Source organism: Ectopseudomonas alcaliphila, assembly GCF_900101755.1.
In the GTDB taxonomy this organism is placed as follows: domain Bacteria; phylum Pseudomonadota; class Gammaproteobacteria; order Pseudomonadales; family Pseudomonadaceae; genus Aquipseudomonas; species Aquipseudomonas alcaliphila.
Window position 1 is genome coordinate 43,755 of record NZ_FNAE01000005.1, and the last position, 17,481, is coordinate 61,235.

16 protein-coding genes are annotated in these 17,481 nt (G+C 63.0%); 13 read left to right on the forward strand and 3 right to left on the reverse strand.

What is annotated here, in order from left to right:
* Nucleotides 1–67: 67 nt before the first annotated feature.
* The 9 genes from pdxA (at nucleotide 68) to BLR77_RS16465 (ending at nucleotide 10,056) form a co-directional block, all read left to right on the forward strand.
* Nucleotides 68–1,063, forward strand: a complete 996-nt coding sequence (gene pdxA / locus BLR77_RS16425) for a 4-hydroxythreonine-4-phosphate dehydrogenase PdxA (protein WP_074679633.1) — start codon at nucleotides 68–70, stop codon at nucleotides 1,061–1,063.
* Between the two features lie 113 nt (nucleotides 1,064–1,176).
* Entirely contained in the window at nucleotides 1,177–1,986 is an 810-nt protein-coding gene (gene rsmA / locus BLR77_RS16430; protein ID WP_074679635.1) for a 16S rRNA (adenine(1518)-N(6)/adenine(1519)-N(6))-dimethyltransferase RsmA, read from the forward strand.
* Between the two features lie 29 nt (nucleotides 1,987–2,015).
* Nucleotides 2,016–2,396, forward strand: a complete 381-nt coding sequence (gene apaG / locus BLR77_RS16435; protein WP_074679637.1) for a Co2+/Mg2+ efflux protein ApaG — start codon at nucleotides 2,016–2,018, stop codon at nucleotides 2,394–2,396.
* Nucleotides 2,396–3,214, forward strand: a complete 819-nt coding sequence (locus BLR77_RS16440) for a symmetrical bis(5'-nucleosyl)-tetraphosphatase (protein ID WP_074679639.1) — start codon at nucleotides 2,396–2,398, stop codon at nucleotides 3,212–3,214. The genes apaG and BLR77_RS16440 overlap by 1 nt, the downstream gene beginning before the upstream one ends.
* Before the next feature lie 41 nt (nucleotides 3,215–3,255).
* Entirely contained in the window at nucleotides 3,256–3,585 is a 330-nt protein-coding gene (glpE, locus tag BLR77_RS16445) for a thiosulfate sulfurtransferase GlpE (protein ID WP_074679641.1), read from the forward strand.
* A gap of 284 nt (nucleotides 3,586–3,869) precedes the next feature.
* Complete coding sequence (locus BLR77_RS16450; RefSeq protein WP_074679643.1) at nucleotides 3,870–5,792, forward strand: PrkA family serine protein kinase; 1,923 nt, start codon at nucleotides 3,870–3,872, stop codon at nucleotides 5,790–5,792.
* Between the two features lie 74 nt (nucleotides 5,793–5,866).
* Complete coding sequence (locus tag BLR77_RS16455; protein ID WP_074679645.1) at nucleotides 5,867–7,138, forward strand: YeaH/YhbH family protein; 1,272 nt, start codon at nucleotides 5,867–5,869, stop codon at nucleotides 7,136–7,138.
* A gap of 10 nt (nucleotides 7,139–7,148) precedes the next feature.
* Nucleotides 7,149–8,714: a SpoVR family protein gene (locus tag BLR77_RS16460; protein WP_074679655.1), complete on the forward strand. Its 1,566-nt coding sequence runs from the start codon at nucleotides 7,149–7,151 to the stop codon at nucleotides 8,712–8,714.
* Nucleotides 8,715–8,826: 112 nt separating this feature from the next.
* Nucleotides 8,827–10,056 (forward strand): multifunctional CCA addition/repair protein, encoded by a 1,230-nt coding sequence (locus BLR77_RS16465; protein WP_074679657.1) that lies wholly within the window; start codon nucleotides 8,827–8,829, stop codon nucleotides 10,054–10,056.
* A gap of 225 nt (nucleotides 10,057–10,281) precedes the next feature.
* Here the strand turns inward: BLR77_RS16465 and folK are convergent, their stop codons facing one another.
* Complete coding sequence (gene folK, locus BLR77_RS16470; protein WP_074679659.1) at nucleotides 10,282–10,809, reverse strand: 2-amino-4-hydroxy-6-hydroxymethyldihydropteridine diphosphokinase; 528 nt, start codon at nucleotides 10,807–10,809, stop codon at nucleotides 10,282–10,284.
* A complete protein-coding gene (folB, locus tag BLR77_RS16475; protein WP_074679661.1) occupies nucleotides 10,800–11,156 on the reverse strand; it encodes a dihydroneopterin aldolase in 357 nt (118 codons plus the stop codon). Before folB ends, folK begins: the two co-directional genes overlap by 10 nt.
* A gap of 75 nt (nucleotides 11,157–11,231) precedes the next feature.
* On the opposite strand from folB, the gene plsY reads away from it, so the two are divergent.
* Nucleotides 11,232–11,801, forward strand: a complete 570-nt coding sequence (plsY, locus tag BLR77_RS16480; protein ID WP_024309705.1) for a glycerol-3-phosphate 1-O-acyltransferase PlsY — start codon at nucleotides 11,232–11,234, stop codon at nucleotides 11,799–11,801.
* A 56-nt stretch (nucleotides 11,802–11,857) separates the two neighbouring features.
* On the opposite strand, the gene tsaD is transcribed toward plsY, so the two are convergent.
* Nucleotides 11,858–12,883: a tRNA (adenosine(37)-N6)-threonylcarbamoyltransferase complex transferase subunit TsaD gene (gene tsaD / locus BLR77_RS16485; protein ID WP_074679663.1), complete on the reverse strand. Its 1,026-nt coding sequence runs from the start codon at nucleotides 12,881–12,883 to the stop codon at nucleotides 11,858–11,860.
* A gap of 203 nt (nucleotides 12,884–13,086) precedes the next feature.
* On the opposite strand from tsaD, the gene rpsU reads away from it, so the two are divergent.
* The 3 genes from rpsU (at nucleotide 13,087) to rpoD (ending at nucleotide 17,360) form a co-directional block, all read left to right on the forward strand.
* Entirely contained in the window at nucleotides 13,087–13,302 is a 216-nt protein-coding gene (gene rpsU / locus BLR77_RS16490) for a 30S ribosomal protein S21 (protein ID WP_003290642.1), read from the forward strand.
* 145 nt (nucleotides 13,303–13,447) lie between these two features.
* Nucleotides 13,448–15,445 (forward strand): DNA primase, encoded by a 1,998-nt coding sequence (gene dnaG, locus BLR77_RS16495; protein ID WP_074679664.1) that lies wholly within the window; start codon nucleotides 13,448–13,450, stop codon nucleotides 15,443–15,445.
* 67 nt (nucleotides 15,446–15,512) lie between these two features.
* On the forward strand, nucleotides 15,513–17,360 hold the full coding sequence (gene rpoD, locus BLR77_RS16500; RefSeq protein WP_074679666.1) for an RNA polymerase sigma factor RpoD: 1,848 nt from the start codon (nucleotides 15,513–15,515) through the stop codon (nucleotides 17,358–17,360).
* Nucleotides 17,361–17,481 lie beyond the last annotated feature (121 nt).

Here is a 17,481-nt window from a genome sequence, read left to right on the forward strand (position 1 = left end):
GCGCCGGGCTTTTTCGTTATTGGCCAGGCAGCGTAAACTGACGCCCCAGCCCGTATAGAGAGCGACCATGACTGTGCAGCAATGCTTTGCCCTCACACCAGGCGAGCCCGCCGGCATCGGCCCCGATCTCTGCCTACTGCTGGCGCAGATGGCGCAGCCTGCACCACTGGTGGCTATCGCCAGTCGCGAGCTGCTGGCTGAGCGCGCCAAGCAGCTGGGGCTGAATATCGAACTGCTGGGCGTCGGCCCGCAAGGATGGCCTGATCGTCCTGCCGCAGCGGGCGCTCTGTACGTCTGGGATACTCCACTGGCAGTCACGGTCGAGCCCGGCAAGCTGGCACCAGCCAACGCTGCCTACGTGCTGGAGACCCTCACCCGCGCGGGCCAGGGCTGCCTGGACGGCACGTTCGCCGGGATGATCACCGCCCCCGTGCACAAGGGCGTGATCAACCAGGCCGGTATCGCCTTCTCCGGCCACACCGAGTTTCTCGCCGAACTCACCCACACCCAGCAGGTGGTGATGATGCTGGCGACCCGCGGCTTGCGCGTGGCGCTGGTCACCACGCACCTGCCGCTGAAAGACGTCGCGGCCGCCATTACGGCCGAACGCCTGGAGCGCGTTATCCGCATCCTGCATGCCGATCTGCAAAGCAAGTTCGGTATTGCCGAGCCGCGCATCCTGGTCTGCGGGCTCAATCCACATGCGGGCGAAGGTGGTCATCTGGGCCGCGAGGAAATCGAGATCATCGAACCGACGCTGGAGCGCATGCGCACTCAAGGCGTGAACCTGATCGGCCCGCTGCCGGCCGACACCCTGTTCACCCCCAAGTATCTCGAACATGCCGATGCGGTGCTGGCCATGTACCACGACCAGGGACTGCCCGTGCTCAAGTTCAAGGGCTTCGGCGCGGCGCTCAACGTCACGCTGGGCCTGCCGATCATCCGCACCTCGGTGGATCACGGTACCGCCCTGGATCTGGCCGGCACTGGCAAGGTGGATATCGGCAGCCTGCAGGTGGCGCTGGAAACCGCCTACCAGATGGCCGCCAACCGCACGGAGTGAACCACTGAGGCCGCAGCCCGCGCCCGCGGCGCCATTCGCTGGTAGACTGTGCGACTTTCTTTTTTGCATCCAGCCTCGAGCGCCACGCCTCGAGGCGCTCCGCGGAGCCGCACATGTCCGAATACCAACACCGCGCGCGCAAGCGCTTCGGCCAGAACTTCCTGCATGATGCCGGGGTGATCGACCGTATCCTGCGCGCCATTCGCGCCAAGGAAGGCGAGCATCTGCTGGAAATCGGCCCAGGTCAGGGTGCCATTACCGAGGGTTTGCTCGGCAGCGGCGCGCAGCTCGACGTGATCGAACTCGACCTCGACCTGATTCCCATCCTGCAGGGAAAGTTCGGTGACAATCCGCGCTTTCGCCTGAATCAGGGCGACGCCCTGAAGTTCGACTTCGCCCGCCTCGAGGCGGCGCCGCGCAGCCTGCGCGTAGTCGGCAACCTGCCCTACAACATCTCCACACCGCTGATTTTCCACCTGCTGGACAACGCACCGCTGATTCGCGACATGCATTTCATGCTGCAGAAGGAAGTGGTCGAGCGCATGGCCGCCGGCCCTGGCGGCGGTGATTGGGGGCGGCTGTCGATCATGGTGCAGTACCACTGCCGCGTGGAGCATCTGTTCAACGTTGGCCCCGGCGCCTTCAACCCGCCGCCCAAGGTCGACTCGGCCATCGTCCGCCTGGTGCCGCATGAAATCCTGCCACACCCGGCCAAGGACCATCGCCTGCTCGAGCGCGTCGTGCGTGAAGCCTTCAACCAGCGCCGCAAGACCCTGCGCAACACGCTCAAGCAGTTGCTGCCCGCCGCGGCCATCGAAGCCGCAGGCGTCGACGGCAGCCTGCGCCCCGAGCAGCTGGATCTGGCCGCCTTCGTCCGCCTGGCCGACCAGCTGGCCCTGCAGCCTTCGGCCGAGCAGGTCTAAACTGCAATCACGCTCAACGGATTCTTCGCATGTCCGACCCTCGCTATCAGATCGACGTCAGCGTCACCACCCGCTACCTGGCCGCGCAGTCGCAGCCGGAGCAGAACCGCTACGCGTTCTCCTACACCGTGACCATCGTCAATAACGGCGAGTTGCCCGCTCAACTGCTGTCGCGCCACTGGATCATCACCGATGGCGACGGGCGAGTGCAGGAAGTACGTGGCGCTGGGGTGATCGGCCAGCAGCCGCATATCGAACCCGGCGCCAGCCACACGTACAGCAGCGGTACGGTCATGGCCACTCAGGTCGGCACCATGCAGGGCAGCTACCAGATGCTCGCCGAAGACGGAAAACGCTTCGACGCGACCATCGCCCCGTTCCGTCTGGCGGTGCCCGGAGCGCTGCACTGATGGCCGTCTACGCCGTCGGCGACCTGCAGGGCTGCCTGAAACCGCTCCAGTGCCTGCTCGAACAAGTGTCTTTCGATGCGCAGCACGACCAGCTCTGGCTGGTCGGCGACCTGGTCAATCGCGGCCCGCAATCGCTGGAAACCCTGCGCTTTCTCTACTCCATTCGCCATGCGGTCACCTGCGTGCTGGGCAACCACGACCTGCACCTGCTGGCCGCAGCGCACAATGTCGAACGTCTGAAGAAGGGCGACACCCTGCGCGAGATTCTCGACGCGCCGGACCGCAACGACCTGCTCGACTGGCTGCGCATGCAGAAGCTGGTTCACCACGACGCCGAACGCAAAGTGACCCTGGTACATGCCGGTATCCCCCCGCAATGGACACTGAGCAAGGCACTGCGCCGCGCAGCCGAAGTCGAAGAAGCCTTGCGTGACGATGCCCGCCTGCCGCTGTTTCTCGATGGCATGTACGGTAACGAGCCGGCCAAGTGGAGCAAGGACCTGCATGGCGTGACCCGCCTGCGGGTGATCACCAACTACTTCACCCGCATGCGCTTCTGCAGAGCCGACGGCACGCTGGATCTGAAGAGCAAGGAGGGTGTTGGCAGCGCCCCACCCGGCTTCGCCCCCTGGTTCAGCCATCCGCAGCGCAAGATGCGCGGTGAGAAGATCATCTTCGGTCACTGGGCAGCGCTGGAAGGCCACTGCCAGGAGCCGGGCCTCTACGCACTGGATACCGGATGCGTCTGGGGCGGTGCGATGACCCTGCTCGATGTCGACAGCGGAGTACTTCACCGCTGCACCTGTCCCAAGGAATGAGCGCCAGAGGCGCCCCCACGCATCACTCGAAGGCACCGAACATGAGCGAATTCAAGCGTATTTCCCCACAGCAGGCGCAGGAACTGCGCACCCAGGGCGCCGTCGTGGTCGACATTCGCGACCCACAGAGCTTCGCCAGTGGCCATATCAGCGGCTCGCGTCACCTCGACAACCACTCGCTGCATGACTTCATTACCCATGCCGATCTCGATGCGCCCCTGATCGTCTCCTGCTACCACGGCAACTCCAGCCAGGGCGCAGCGGCCTATCTGGTCGGCCAGGGCTTCTCTGAGGTGTACAGCCTCGACGGCGGTTTCGAGCTGTGGCACGCCACTTACCCGAGCGAAACGGCGCAAAGCAGCGAAGAATAAATTTCTTCAGGCGGCAAGCCGCGCCCGCTCTGGCCTGCCGCCACTTCCCGACGTACGGTAACATCCAGTTATCGTTACCCAGCCCTTGACCCTCGGCAGAACGAACTATTCTGTTACTCAGGCCATCCCACTCAAGGTAGAGCCGGCCAACCGGCATCGGGCCATCGGTAACGACTTTTAGGTTTTGGGGGATTCTTCCCGACTTGTCTCTAAGCCGGAGTTACCCAGCACCTGCACGCACGACCGATCCCGAGCCAGCTTTCAGCATCGAGCGAGGTGAAGTCATGAGCATTTTCAGTCACTTCCAACAACGTTTCGAGGCGACCCGCCAGGAGGAGTACTCGCTGCAGGAGTACCTCGAACTGTGCAAACAGGATCGCAGCGCCTACGCCACTGCGGCCGAGCGCCTGCTGATGGCCATTGGCGAGCCGGAATTGCTGGACACCTCCAGCGATTCACGCCTGTCACGCATCTTTTCCAACAAGGTGATCCGCCGTTATCCGGCCTTCGCCGACTTCCATGGCATGGAAGAGTGCATCGACCAGATCGTCTCCTACTTCCGCCATGCCGCTCAGGGCCTGGAAGAGAAGAAGCAGATCCTCTATCTGCTGGGCCCGGTGGGCGGTGGTAAATCCTCGCTGGCCGAGAAGCTCAAGCAATTGATGGAGAAGGTGCCCTTCTACGCCATCAAGGGCTCGCCGGTATTCGAGTCGCCGCTGGGGCTGTTCAACGCCACCGAAGACGGCGCCATCCTCGAAGAGGATTACGGCATCCCACGGCGCTACCTCAGCTCGATCATGTCGCCCTGGGCCACCAAGCGTCTGCAGGAGTTCGGCGGCGACATCAGCCAGTTCCGCGTGGTCAAGCTATACCCGTCGATCCTCAACCAGATCGCCGTGGCCAAGACCGAACCAGGCGATGAGAACAACCAGGACATCTCCGCCCTGGTCGGCAAGGTGGATATCCGCAAACTGGAAGAATTCCCGCAGAACGACGCCGACGCCTACAGCTACTCGGGCGCGCTGTGCCGGGCCAACCAGGGCCTGATGGAATTCGTCGAGATGTTCAAGGCGCCGATCAAGGTGCTGCACCCCTTGCTCACCGCTACCCAGGAGGGCAACTACAACAGCACCGAAGGCCTCGGCGCGATTCCCTACAGCGGCATTCTGCTGGCTCACTCCAACGAGTCCGAGTGGCACAGCTTCCGCAACAACAAGAACAACGAGGCCTTCATCGACCGTATCTATATCGTCAAGGTGCCGTACTGCCTGCGCGTGACCGACGAGATCAAGATCTACGACAAGCTGCTGATCAACAGCTCGCTGGCCAAGGCCCATTGCGCGCCGGACACCCTGAAGATGCTCGCTCAGTTCTCCACCCTGTCGCGCCTGAAGGAGCCGGAGAACTCCAACATCTATTCGAAGATGCGCGTCTACGACGGCGAGAACCTCAAGGACACCGACCCGAAAGCCAAGTCGATCCAGGAGTACCGCGACAGCGCGGGTGTCGATGAGGGCATGAACGGCCTGTCGACCCGCTTCGCCTTCAAGATTCTGTCCAAGGTATTCAACTTCGATCCGCACGAAATCGCCGCCAACCCGGTGCACCTGTTGTACGTGCTGGAGCAGCAGATCGAGCAGGAGCAGTTCCCCGCCGAGGTGCGCGAGCGCTACCTGCGCTACATCAAGGAGTACCTGGCGCCGCGCTATATCGAGTTCATCGGCAAGGAAATCCAGACCGCTTATCTGGAGTCCTACAGCGAATACGGGCAGAACATCTTCGACCGCTACGTGCTGTACGCCGACTTCTGGATTCAGGATCAGGAGTACCGCGACCCGGAGACCGGCGAGATCCTCAACCGCGTGGCGCTCAACGAGGAGCTGGAAAAAATCGAGAAACCGGCCGGCATCAGCAACCCGAAGGACTTCCGCAACGAGATCGTCAACTTCGTGCTGCGCGCCCGCGCCAACAACAACGGCAAGAACCCCACCTGGCTCAGCTACGAGAAGCTGCGCGTGGTGATCGAGAAAAAAATGTTCTCCAACACCGAGGATCTGCTCCCGGTCATCAGCTTCAACGCCAAGGGCAGCAAGGAGGATCAGCAGAAGCACAACGACTTCGTCAAACGCATGGTCGAGCGCGGCTACACCGAGAAGCAGGTGCGCCTGCTGTCGGAGTGGTACCTGCGGGTTCGCAAGTCTCAGTAAGCCCTACCCGGCGCGCGGCGCGCGCCGGGTCATTCGCTGCTCGCCCGTAGCCACGGGCGGGCTAGGGAGACGTCATGAGCTACGTGATCGACCGGCGCCTCAACGGCAAGAACAAGAGCACGGTTAACCGCCAGCGCTTCCTGCGGCGTTACCGTGAACACATCAAGAAGGCGGTGGAGGAAGCCGTCAGCCGGCGCTCCATCACTGACATGGAGCACGGTGAGCAGATCAGCATTCCCGGTCGCGATATCGACGAGCCAGTGCTGCATCACGGCCGCGGCGGCAAGCAGACCACCGTTCACCCGGGCAACAAGGAATTCACCACTGGCGAGCGCATTCCGCGCCCACAAGGCGGCGGCGGTGGACGCGGCAGTGGCAAGGCGAGCAACTCCGGTGAAGGTATGGACGAGTTCGTCTTCCAGATCACCCAGGAAGAATTTCTCGACTTCATGTTCGAGGATCTGGAGCTGCCCAATCTGGTCAAGCGCCACCTGACCGGTGCGGAAACCTTCAAGACCGTGCGCGCCGGCATCAGTAACGAAGGCAACCCGTCACGTATCAACATCGTGCGCACCCTGCGCTCGGCGCATGCGCGGCGCATCGCCCTGTCCGGTTCCAGCCGCGCCAAACTGCGCGAAGCCAAGGCCGAGCTGGAGCGACTGCGACGGGAAGAACCGGACAACTTCGGCGATATACAGGTGATTCAGGAGGAAATCGAACGACTCAGTGCGCGCATCCACCGCGTGCCGTTTCTCGACACCTTCGACCTCAAGTACAACCTGCTGACCAAGCAGCCCAACCCCAGCTCCAAGGCGGTGATGTTCTGCCTGATGGACGTTTCCGGCTCCATGACCCAGGCCACCAAGGACGTGGCCAAGCGCTTCTTCATCCTCCTGTACCTGTTCCTCAAGCGCAATTACGACAAGATCGACGTGGTGTTCATCCGCCACCATACGAGTGCGAAAGAGGTGGACGAAGAGGAATTCTTCTACTCCCGCGAGACCGGCGGCACCATCGTTTCCAGCGCCCTGAAGCTGATGCAGGAAGTTATGGCCGAGCGCTACCCGGTCAACGAGTGGAACATCTACGCCGCTCAGGCATCGGACGGCGACAACTGGAACGACGACTCGCCGGTGTGCCGGGATATATTGATCAACCAGATCATGCCGTTCGTGCAGTACTTCACCTACGTCGAGATCACCCCACGTGAGCACCAGGCGCTGTGGTTCGAGTACGAACAGGTGGCCGAAGCCTTCGCCGACAGCTTCGCCCAGCAGCAACTGGTGTCCGCTGCGGACATCTACCCGGTGTTCCGCGAACTGTTCCAGCGTCGCCTGGTGAGTTGAGGGCCAAGCCATGAATGCCAGCAGCAGAAAGCGCGAGCCGATCTCCACCGGCTCGGAGTGGACCTTCGACCTGATCCGCCAGTACGACAAGGAAATCGCGCGCATCGCCGAACGTTACGCGCTGGACACCTACCCCAACCAGATCGAAGTGATCACCGCCGAACAGATGATGGATGCCTACGCCTCGGTCGGCATGCCGCTGGGCTATCACCACTGGTCGTACGGCAAGCACTTCCTCTCCACAGAAAAAGGCTACAAGCGCGGGCAGATGGGCCTGGCCTACGAGATCGTGATCAACTCCGATCCGTGCATCGCCTACCTGATGGAAGAGAACACCATCTGCATGCAGGCGCTGGTGATCGCTCACGCCTGCTACGGCCACAACAGTTTCTTCAAGGGCAACTACCTGTTCCGTACCTGGACCGACGCCAGCTCGATCATCGATTACCTGGTGTTCGCCAAGCAGTACATCATGCAGTGCGAGGAGCGCTACGGCATCGACGCCGTGGAGGAGCTGCTCGACTCCTGCCATGCCCTGATGAACTACGGCGTCGACCGCTACAAGCGCCCCTACCCCATCTCTGCCGAGGAGGAGCGCCGGCGCCAGAAGGAACGCGAGGAGCACCTGCAGAAGCAGATCAACGACCTGTGGCGCACCATTCCCAAGAGTGCGGACAAGGGCAGCGAGAAGGACAGCAAGCGCTTCCCGGCCGAGCCGCAGGAAAACATCCTCTACTTCCTGGAAAAACACGCGCCCTTGCTGGAGCCGTGGCAGCGCGAGGTGATCCGCATCGTGCGCAAGATCGCCCAGTACTTCTACCCGCAGCGTCAGACCCAGGTGATGAACGAAGGCTGGGCCACCTTCTGGCACTACACCCTGATGAACGACCTCTACGACGAAGGCCTGGTCACCGACGGCTTCATGATGGAATTCCTGCAGTCGCACACCAGCGTGGTCTACCAGCCACCGTTCGACAGTCCCTACTACAGCGGTATCAATCCCTACGCCCTGGGTTTTGCCGTGTACCGCGACATCCGCCGTATCTGCGAGGCGCCCACCGAGGAGGACAAGCGCTGGTTCCCGGATATCGCCGGTAGCGACTGGCTGACCACGCTCAAGTTCGCCATGAACAGCTTCAAGGACGAGAGCTTCATCCTGCAGTTCCTCTCGCCCAAGGTGATTCGCGACTTCAAGCTGTTCGGCATTCTCGACGACGACCAGAAGGACGAACTGCTGGTGCCGGCCATTCATGACGAGCCGGGTTACCGCACCATCCGCGAGCTGCTCGCCGCGCAGTACAACCTGGGCAACCGCGAACCCAACGTGCAGATCTGGAACATCGACCGTCGCGGCGACCGCTCGCTGACCCTGCGCCATCAGCAGCATGACCGCAAACCACTGGGTGACTCCACCGGCGAGGTACTCAAGCACCTGCACCGGCTGTGGGGCTTCGACATTCATCTGGAGGTCTGCCAGGGCGACCAGTTGATCACCACCCAGCATGTGCCACCGCGCGGCAGTTCGGAGGGCGACAGCGAATACCCGAGGCTGGACCTGATCATTCCGCCCATTTGAGCGGTTGCTGATCGAGATGCCGGCCATGACCACGCCCTGACCTATATACCGACCCGCAAGGCGCGCCCCACCTCGATCTTCGGTATCCTCTGCGCTCAGTGGAGGAACATACATGCAGATCTACAAAGTCGGCGGCGCAGTGCGTGATCGCCTGCTCGGTCGCCCCGTCTGTGAAGTGGACTGGGTCGTGGTCGGCGCCAGCGCCGAACAGATGCTCGAACTCGGCTACCGCCCGGTGGGCGCCGACTTTCCGGTGTTCCTGCACCCGCAAACCGGCGATGAGTACGCCCTGGCCCGCACCGAGCGCAAGAGCGGGCGCGGCTATGGCGGTTTTACTTTTCACGCCAGCCCCGACGTTACGCTGGAACAAGACCTGATCCGCCGCGACCTCAGCGTCAATGCCATGGCCGAAGACGACCAGGGTAACCTGATCGACCCTTATGGCGGCCAGCAAGACCTGGAAGCGCGCATCCTGCGCCACGTATCCCCGGCATTCGCCGAAGATCCGCTGCGCGTGCTGCGCGTGGCCCGCTTCGCCGCGCGCTATGCGCCGCTCGGTTTCAGCGTCGCGCCAGAAACCCTGGCGCTGATGCGTCAGTTGGCCGATTCCGGCGAGCTGGCTCACCTCACCGCCGAACGCAGCTGGAAGGAAATCTCCCGCGCCCTGATGGAGCCGTGCCCGGACGTGTTCGTCCAGGTGCTGCGCGACTGCGGCGCGCTGGCCGCCCTGCTGCCGGAAGTCGACGATCTGTTCGGCGTGCCGCAACCGCAGGCGCACCACCCGGAAATCGACACCGGCGTGCATGTGTTGAGCGTGTTGCGCCAGTGCGCGGAGCACGACCAGCCGCTGAACGTGCGCTGGGCCTGCCTGCTGCATGACGTCGGCAAAGGCCTGACACCGGAGGGCGAATGGCCACGGCATATTGCCCATGAGCACAAAGGTCTGCCCCTGATACAGGCGATCAACGAACGCTGTAAAGCGCCTCGTGACTGTGCCGAGCTGGCATCGCTGGTAGGTGAATTCCATACCCACGGCCATCGCGCGCTGGAGCTGCGCCCCTCGACGCTGCTGGAACTGCTGCAACGCTTCGACGTGTTTCGCCGCCCGCAGCGCTTCGCCGAGTTCGTCGCCGCCTGCGAGATGGATGCGCGCGGGCGCCTGGGCCTGGAGCAACGCGAGTACCCGCAGGCCGCTTACCTGCTGGGCGCCGCCGAGGCTGCACGGCAAGTGCCAGTCAAACCGCTATTGGAGAAGGGATTCAAGGGCGCCGAGCTGGGCGAGGCGCTCAACCGCGAGCGCCTGCAAGCGCTCAAGGCCTACAAGGAACAGCAGAGAACGTAGCCCGGATGAAATCCGGGGGAGTCCAGAAACAGGTCCTGGATTTCATCCAGGCTACGACCCGAAAGCCTACAAGGCGCAACATGCCCCCTCGTAGGAGCCCGCTTGCGGGCGATATCGCTGCCAGCAACGCTCATCGCCGGCAAGCCAGCTCCTGCAGGCCGCCGCAGCCGCAGCCCGGATGCAATCCGGGACGATTCTGAGACCAGCCCCCGGATTGCATCCGGGCTACGCAGAAGCCAGCACCTCAGCCGGCGTCAGCTCGACACCACGCCACTGAAAGGCCGCCGGCCATAGCTGCTGATCGATCTGTGCAGACGCCCACAACTCGGCGAACGAACGGCCGTCGACCGGATGGTGCGCCTCGGGCGCCAACAGCGCCAACGGCCAGAGCACGAAGGCGTTCTTGAGAATTTCCGCGCGCGGCAGGACCAGACCATTGAAGTTGCCGACCTGCTCGCCATACAGCAGCACGTCGATGTCCAGTGGCAAGCCCTTGCGGTCCGGCGCGTAGCGGCCGTTGTCGGCCTCGATGAACTTCAGCCGGCGATCCAGCTCCAGTAGCGGCAGCTCCGTCTCGCCCACCACCACCAGATTGAAGAAATTGCCGCTCTTGATACCCACCGCGTGACTTTCGAACACCGGCGAGCAGCGCATATCGCTGAGCAGCCCGGCCAGCGCATCGAGGCCGGCAACCAGGTGAGCCTCGCGCTCGACATTGCTGCCGAGGCCGAGAAAGACCCGAGTCAGAGACATCCGCGCTCGATCTCCACACCCACGCCACCGCGTGCGGCAGGCACCGCGCCGGGCTTGGTCAGCCTCAGGCGTATCCAAGGGATGTTGAATTCCTCCATCAGGGTCTGCACCAGACGCTCGGCGAAAGCCTCGACCAGGATGAACTGCGATTCGGCCGCGAAGGCCTGAATACGCGTGGATACGCTGGCGTAATCGAGCGCCAGGTTGAGGTCGTCACCGGCTGCGGACGGACGGTTGTCCCAGGCCATCTGCAGGTCGAGAAGCAGGCACTGACGAATGTCGCGCTCCCAATCGTAGGCGCCAATCACCGTGTCGACTTCCAGCCCCTCGATAAATACTCTGTCCACCCGCACTCTCCGCGCCACGACAAGGGCGCTGCACCTCGTTAGAATCGGGCCACCCCATGCCCTGGAATGGCCACCATGTTCTGGCTTCTGGCAATCCTTGCCTACCTGCTCGGCTCGTTGTCCTTCGCCATCCTGCTCAGCCGACTCGCTGGCGGGCCAGACCCGCGTGCCAGCGGCTCGGGCAACCCCGGCGCCACCAACATGCTACGCGTGGCCGGCAAGAAGCTCGCTGTGATGACGCTGATCGGCGACCTGTTCAAGGGCCTGCTACCGATCCTGATCGCCAAGCTGCTCGGCCTCAGCCTGCACCAACAGGCCTGGATCGGCCTGGCGGCCGTCGTCGGCCATCTTTACCCGCTGTACTTCCGTTTCCGTGGCGGCAAGGGCGTGGCCACTGCCGCCGGCATGCTGCTCGGCCTCTACCCACCGGCTGCCCTGCTCGCCCTGGCGGCATGGGCCCTGGTATTTCTGCTGACCCGCACCAGCTCGCTGGCCTCGCTGATCGCTACACCGCTGACGCTACCGCTGCTGGCCTGGCAACAACCGGCGGCGTTGCTGCCAGCCTGCGTGCTGACCGGGCTGATCGTCTGGCGCCACCGCAGCAATCTGCGTGATCTGTTCGCCGGCCGCGAGCGCCGTTTTTAAGCAACAGATCGGACTGCAAATCGCGGCTGAAGCCGCTCCTACAAGATCTGACCCAGTTAAATCGACGGCAGCGACTCCATCGGCCAGCGCGCCTGCACCTTGATCGCCAAGTCCTCATGCTGCCCGGCCAGCAAACGCTGGCATCCGGCATAGGCGATCATCGCGCCATTGTCGGTGCAGAAACGTGGCCGCGCGTAGAACACCTTGCCCTTCATCTCGCCCAGCATGCGCTCCAGGTGCTCACGCAACGCCTTGTTGGCACTCACGCCACCGGCGATCACCAGGCTGTTCAGCCCGCTCTGCTTGAGCGCGCGCTTGCACTTGATGGTCAGAGTCTCAACCACCGCCTGCTGGAAGGCCAGCGCGATGTCGCGACGGGCTTGGTCGAGGTCGTCACCGCTGTCGCGGCATTGCTGCCAGGTATTGAGCGCAAAGGTCTTGAGGCCGCTGAAGCTGAAATCCAGACCCGGACGATCGGTCATCGGCCTGGGGAAGACGAAGCGCCCCGGCGTGCCCTGCTCGGCCAGCTTGGCGATTTCCGGACCGCCCGGATAATTCAGGCCCATCAGCTTGGCGGTCTTGTCGAAGGCCTCACCGGCCGCGTCGTCCAGCGACTCGCCGAGCAACTGGTACTGACCGATGCCATCGACTCGCACCAACTGGGTATGGCCACCGGACACCAACAAGGCGACGAACGGAAAGGCCGGCGGCTGCTCTTCCAGCATCGGTGCCAGCAAGTGACCTTCCATATGGTGCACGCCGATGGCCGGCACGCCCCAGGCAAAGGCCAGCGCCTGAGCGCAGGACGCACCGACCAGCAACGCACCGACCAGGCCAGGCCCCGCCGTGTAGGCCAGTGCATCGATGTCGCTGGCCTGCTTGCCTGCCTCATCCAGCACCTGACGGATCAGCGGCAGCATGCGTTTGACGTGATCGCGCGAGGCCAATTCCGGCACTACGCCGCCGTAGACGCGATGCAGGTCGATCTGGCTGAACAGGGCGTCAGCCAGCAGGCCGCGCTCACTGTCATAGAGCGCGACGCCGGTTTCATCGCAGGAGGTTTCCAATCCCAGTACGAGCATGGAGCTTGAGCCTTGATTTGCCGCGTGGAACAAAGGCGCGCATGATAAGCGCCGCCCGGCGGAGCGGCCAGCGCTTTTCGATCAGAGGCCTTTGCATTCCTCGGCTCGAGGGGGTAACATCCGCAACCCTTAAAAACCGACGCAACCCGAGCCATTTGCCGGGAGCGCGTTGAACACCGGTAATTAACGAAGGTACGACCTGGATGCCAGCCGTCAAAGTTAAAGAGAACGAACCCTTCGACGTAGCCCTGCGTCGTTTCAAGCGCTCCTGCGAAAAAGCCGGCGTACTGGCTGAAGTACGTAGCCGCGAATTCTACGAAAAGCCGACCGCTGAGCGTAAGCGCAAGGCCGCTGCCGCTGTTAAGCGTCACGCCAAGAAAGTGCAGCGCGAGCAGCGTCGTAGCGTCCGCCTGTACTAATTCAGTACAGCAACGCCCGAATGCCCGGCCCTGGCCGGGCATTGCATTTGAAAGACTCCGCCTCGCACTTCAGCGAGTGAGCGGAGTTTTTGCTTTTCTACCAATCGCTGTCCCGCGCTCGCGCCGGACAGTATGCTGAGCGCCTATGGCCGGCCTGATCCCGCAATCCTTCATCGATGACCTGCTCAACCGCACCGACATCGTCGATGTGGTGAGTTCGCGCATCCAGCTGAAGAAGACCGGCAAGAACTACAGTGCCTGCTGCCCGTTCCACAAGGAAAAGACCCCCTCCTTCACCGTCAGCCCGGACAAGCAGTTCTACTACTGTTTCGGCTGCGGCGCCGGCGGCAACGCCCTCGGCTTCGTCATGGACCACGATCAACTGGAATTCCCCCAGGCGATCGAGGAGCTGGCCAAACGCGCCGGCATGGACGTACCGCGCGAGGAAAGTGGCCGTGGACACAAACCCCGACAGCCGGTCGACTCGCCGCTCTACCCGCTACTCAATGCCGCTGCCGAGCACTATCGCCAGGCCCTGAAGAGCCACCCGCAGCGCAAGTACGCCGTGGACTACCTCAAGGGTCGCGGCCTGAGCGGCGAAATCGCCCGCGACTTCGGCATCGGCTTCGCCCCGCCCGGCTGGGACAACCTGCTCAAGCAACTGGGCGCCGACGCCCTGCAGCAGAAAGTCATGATCGACGCTGGCCTGCTGATCGAGAACGCCGAGAACGGCAGGCGCTACGACCGCTTCCGCGACCGCATCATGTTCCCCATCCGCGACAGCCGTGGGCGAGTGATCGCCTTCGGCGGCCGGGTGCTGGGCGACGACAAGCCCAAGTACCTCAACTCGCCGGAAACCCCGGTGTTTCACAAGGGCCAGGAACTCTACGGCCTGTACGAGGCGCGCAAGCACAACCGCGATCTCGACGAGATCATGGTGGTCGAAGGCTACATGGACGTCATCGCCCTGGCCCAGCAGGGCCTGCGCAACGCCGTGGCGACCCTGGGCACAGCCACCAGCGAAGAACACCTCAAGCGCCTGTTCCGCATCGTACCCAGCGTGCTGTTCTGCTTCGACGGCGACGCCGCCGGGCGCAATGCCGCCTGGCGCGCCCTGGAGTCAACCCTGTCGAGCCTGCAGGACGGCCGCCGCGCGCGCTTTCTGTTCCTGCCCGAAGGCGAGGACCCGGACACCTTGGTGCGCGCCGAAGGCACCGACGCCTTCCGCGCGCGCATCAACCAGCACGCGCAACCCCTGGCCGACTATTTCTTCCAGCAGTTGTGCGAAGAGGCCGACCCGCGCTCGCTGGAAGGCAAGGCACATCTGGTGACCCTGGCCGCGCCGTTGATCGACAAGATTCCCGGCAACAACCTGCGCGCCCTGATGCGCCAGCGCCTGAGCGAAATCACCGGCCTTTCCGGCGAAGCGCTGAGCCAGGTCGCCAGCGCCCCACGCAGCCACGCACCAAGCACCACCAGCCAGGCGCCCAGCAGCGATTACCCGGATTACGGCGACATCCCCGACAGCGCCTACTACGACAACCTGCCGGACGTCGGCGGTTACGAGCAGCCTGCGCCGCCCCAGCAGCACTACGAGCGCAGCAACGAAGGCGGTAAAGGCAACTGGAAGAAAGACGGCGGCAAGTGGAACAAGAAGGGCAAGGGCGATTTCGCGCCACGTGCCCCGCGCACTGCCGTGAGCGTCGAATCCCCGCACCTGATCGCCCTGCGCACGCTGCTGCACCATCCGCACCTGGCGCAAAAGGTCGAAGATGTCAGCCACTTCGCCGACGAAGACGACACCTACGCCCAACTTCTCGTGGCCCTGGTCGGTGCACTGCAGAAAACGCCCAACCTGCGTTCGCTGCAATTGATCGCCCGCTGGCACGGCACCGAACAAGGTCGCCTGCTGCGAGCACTGGCGGAGAAGGAATGGCTGATCCAGGGCGACAACCTTGAACAGCAGTTTTTCGACACCATTACTACACTTGCAAACAGTCAATCGCAGAGGCGGCGTGAAAAGGCGCTACGCAGCATCATTCATAAAAGCCCCAGCGAGCTCACAGACGAGGAAAAGACATTGCTCAGAGAGCACTACAGCCTGGCCTCCTCCCAGAGCAGCAAGTCCCCAACTGGCGCCTAAAGCCCAACCTGAGGTATAATCCTCGGCTTGTTTTCAGCCCGCCAAGACCTTCAGTGGATAGGGTGTTATGTCCGTAAAAGCGCAGCAGCAATCTCGTATCAAAGAGTTGATCACCCTGGGTCGTGAGCAGAAGTATCTGACTTACGCAGAGGTCAACGACCACTTGCCTGAGGACATTTCAGATCCTGAGCAGGTGGAAGACATCATCCGCATGATCAATGACATGGGGATCCCGGTACACGAGAGTGCTCCGGATGCAGACGCCCTGATGCTGGCCGATGCCGACACCGACGAGGCCGCCGCCGAAGAAGCCGCTGCCGCCCTCGCCGCCGTCGAGACCGATATCGGCCGCACCACTGACCCGGTGCGCATGTACATGCGCGAAATGGGTACCGTGGAACTGCTGACCCGCGAAGGCGAGATCGAAATCGCCAAACGCATCGAGGAAGGCATCCGCGAAGTCATGAGCGCCATCGCTCACTTCCCCGGCACTGTCGACGGCATCCTCGCCGAGTACACCCGCGTCACCACCGAGGGCGGCCGTCTGGCTGAGGTTCTCAGTGGCTATATCGACCCGGATGACGGCAGCGTGCCTGACGAAGCCGCCGCCCCCGTTCCCGTCAAGGAAGGCGCCGCCGCTGAAGAAAGCGACGACGAAGAAGAAGACGAGAGCGGCGACGACGAGGAAGAAGAAGGCGATGGCGGCCCGGACCCGGAAGAAGCGGCTCGCCGTTTCAACGCCGTGGCCGAGCAGCAGGACAAAGTCCTGAAGGCGCTGAAGAAGCATGGTCGCGGCAGCAAGCAGGCCATCGAAGAGCTGGCCACCCTGGCCGAGCTGTTCATGCCGATCAAGCTGGTGCCCAAGCAGTACGACGCCCTGGTCACCCAGGTGCGCGGCGCCCTCGACCGTCTGCGTGCGCAAGAGCGCGCCATCATGCAGCTGTGCGTACGTGATGCGCGCATGCCGCGTGCCGACTTCCTGCGCCTGTTCCCGGGCAACGAAATCGACATGGACTGGGCCGCCGACCTGGCCAAGGGCAAGGCCAAGTACGCCGAAGCCCTGGGCAACCTGCAGGCCGACATCCAGCGCTGCCAGCAGAAGCTGGCCGACCTGGAAGCCGAGTGCAGCCTGAGCCTGGCCGAGATCAAGGACATCAACCGCCGCATGTCCATCGGTGAAGCGAAAGCTCGCCGCGCCAAGAAGGAAATGGTCGAGGCGAACCTGCGTCTGGTGATCTCCATCGCCAAGAAGTACACCAACCGCGGCCTGCAGTTCCTCGACCTGATCCAGGAAGGCAACATCGGCCTGATGAAGGCGGTGGACAAGTTCGAATACCGTCGCGGCTACAAGTTCTCGACCTACGCCACCTGGTGGATTCGCCAGGCGATCACCCGCTCGATCGCCGACCAGGCGCGCACCATCCGTATTCCGGTGCACATGATCGAGACCATCAACAAGCTCAACCGCATCTCCCGTCAGATGCTTCAGGAAATGGGTCGCGAGCCCACTCCGGAAGAGCTGGGTGAGCGCATGGAAATGCCCGAGGACAAGATCCGCAAGGTATTGAAGATCGCCAAAGAGCCGATCTCCATGGAAACCCCGATTGGCGACGACGAAGATTCGCACCTGGGCGACTTCATCGAGGACAGCACCATGCAGTCCCCGATCGACGTAGCCACCGTCGAAAGCCTCAAGGAAGCCACTCGCGAAGTCCTGGCCGGCCTCACTGCCCGTGAAGCCAAGGTCCTGCGCATGCGCTTCGGTATCGACATGAACACCGACCACACCCTCGAGGAAGTGGGCAAGCAGTTCGATGTCACCCGTGAGCGTATCCGTCAGATCGAAGCCAAGGCGCTGCGCAAGCTGCGCCACCCGACGCGAAGCGAGCATCTGCGCTCCTTCCTCGACGAGTGATACCAGAACCCCCGGCCCAGGCCGGGGGTTTTGCTTTCCGGGCCGCGCGCCCGGCAACTCGCCAGCCCAAGGCAGTGCAGACACTGCAATCAAACTGCCATCCCGGCAACGGCCGGTCTAC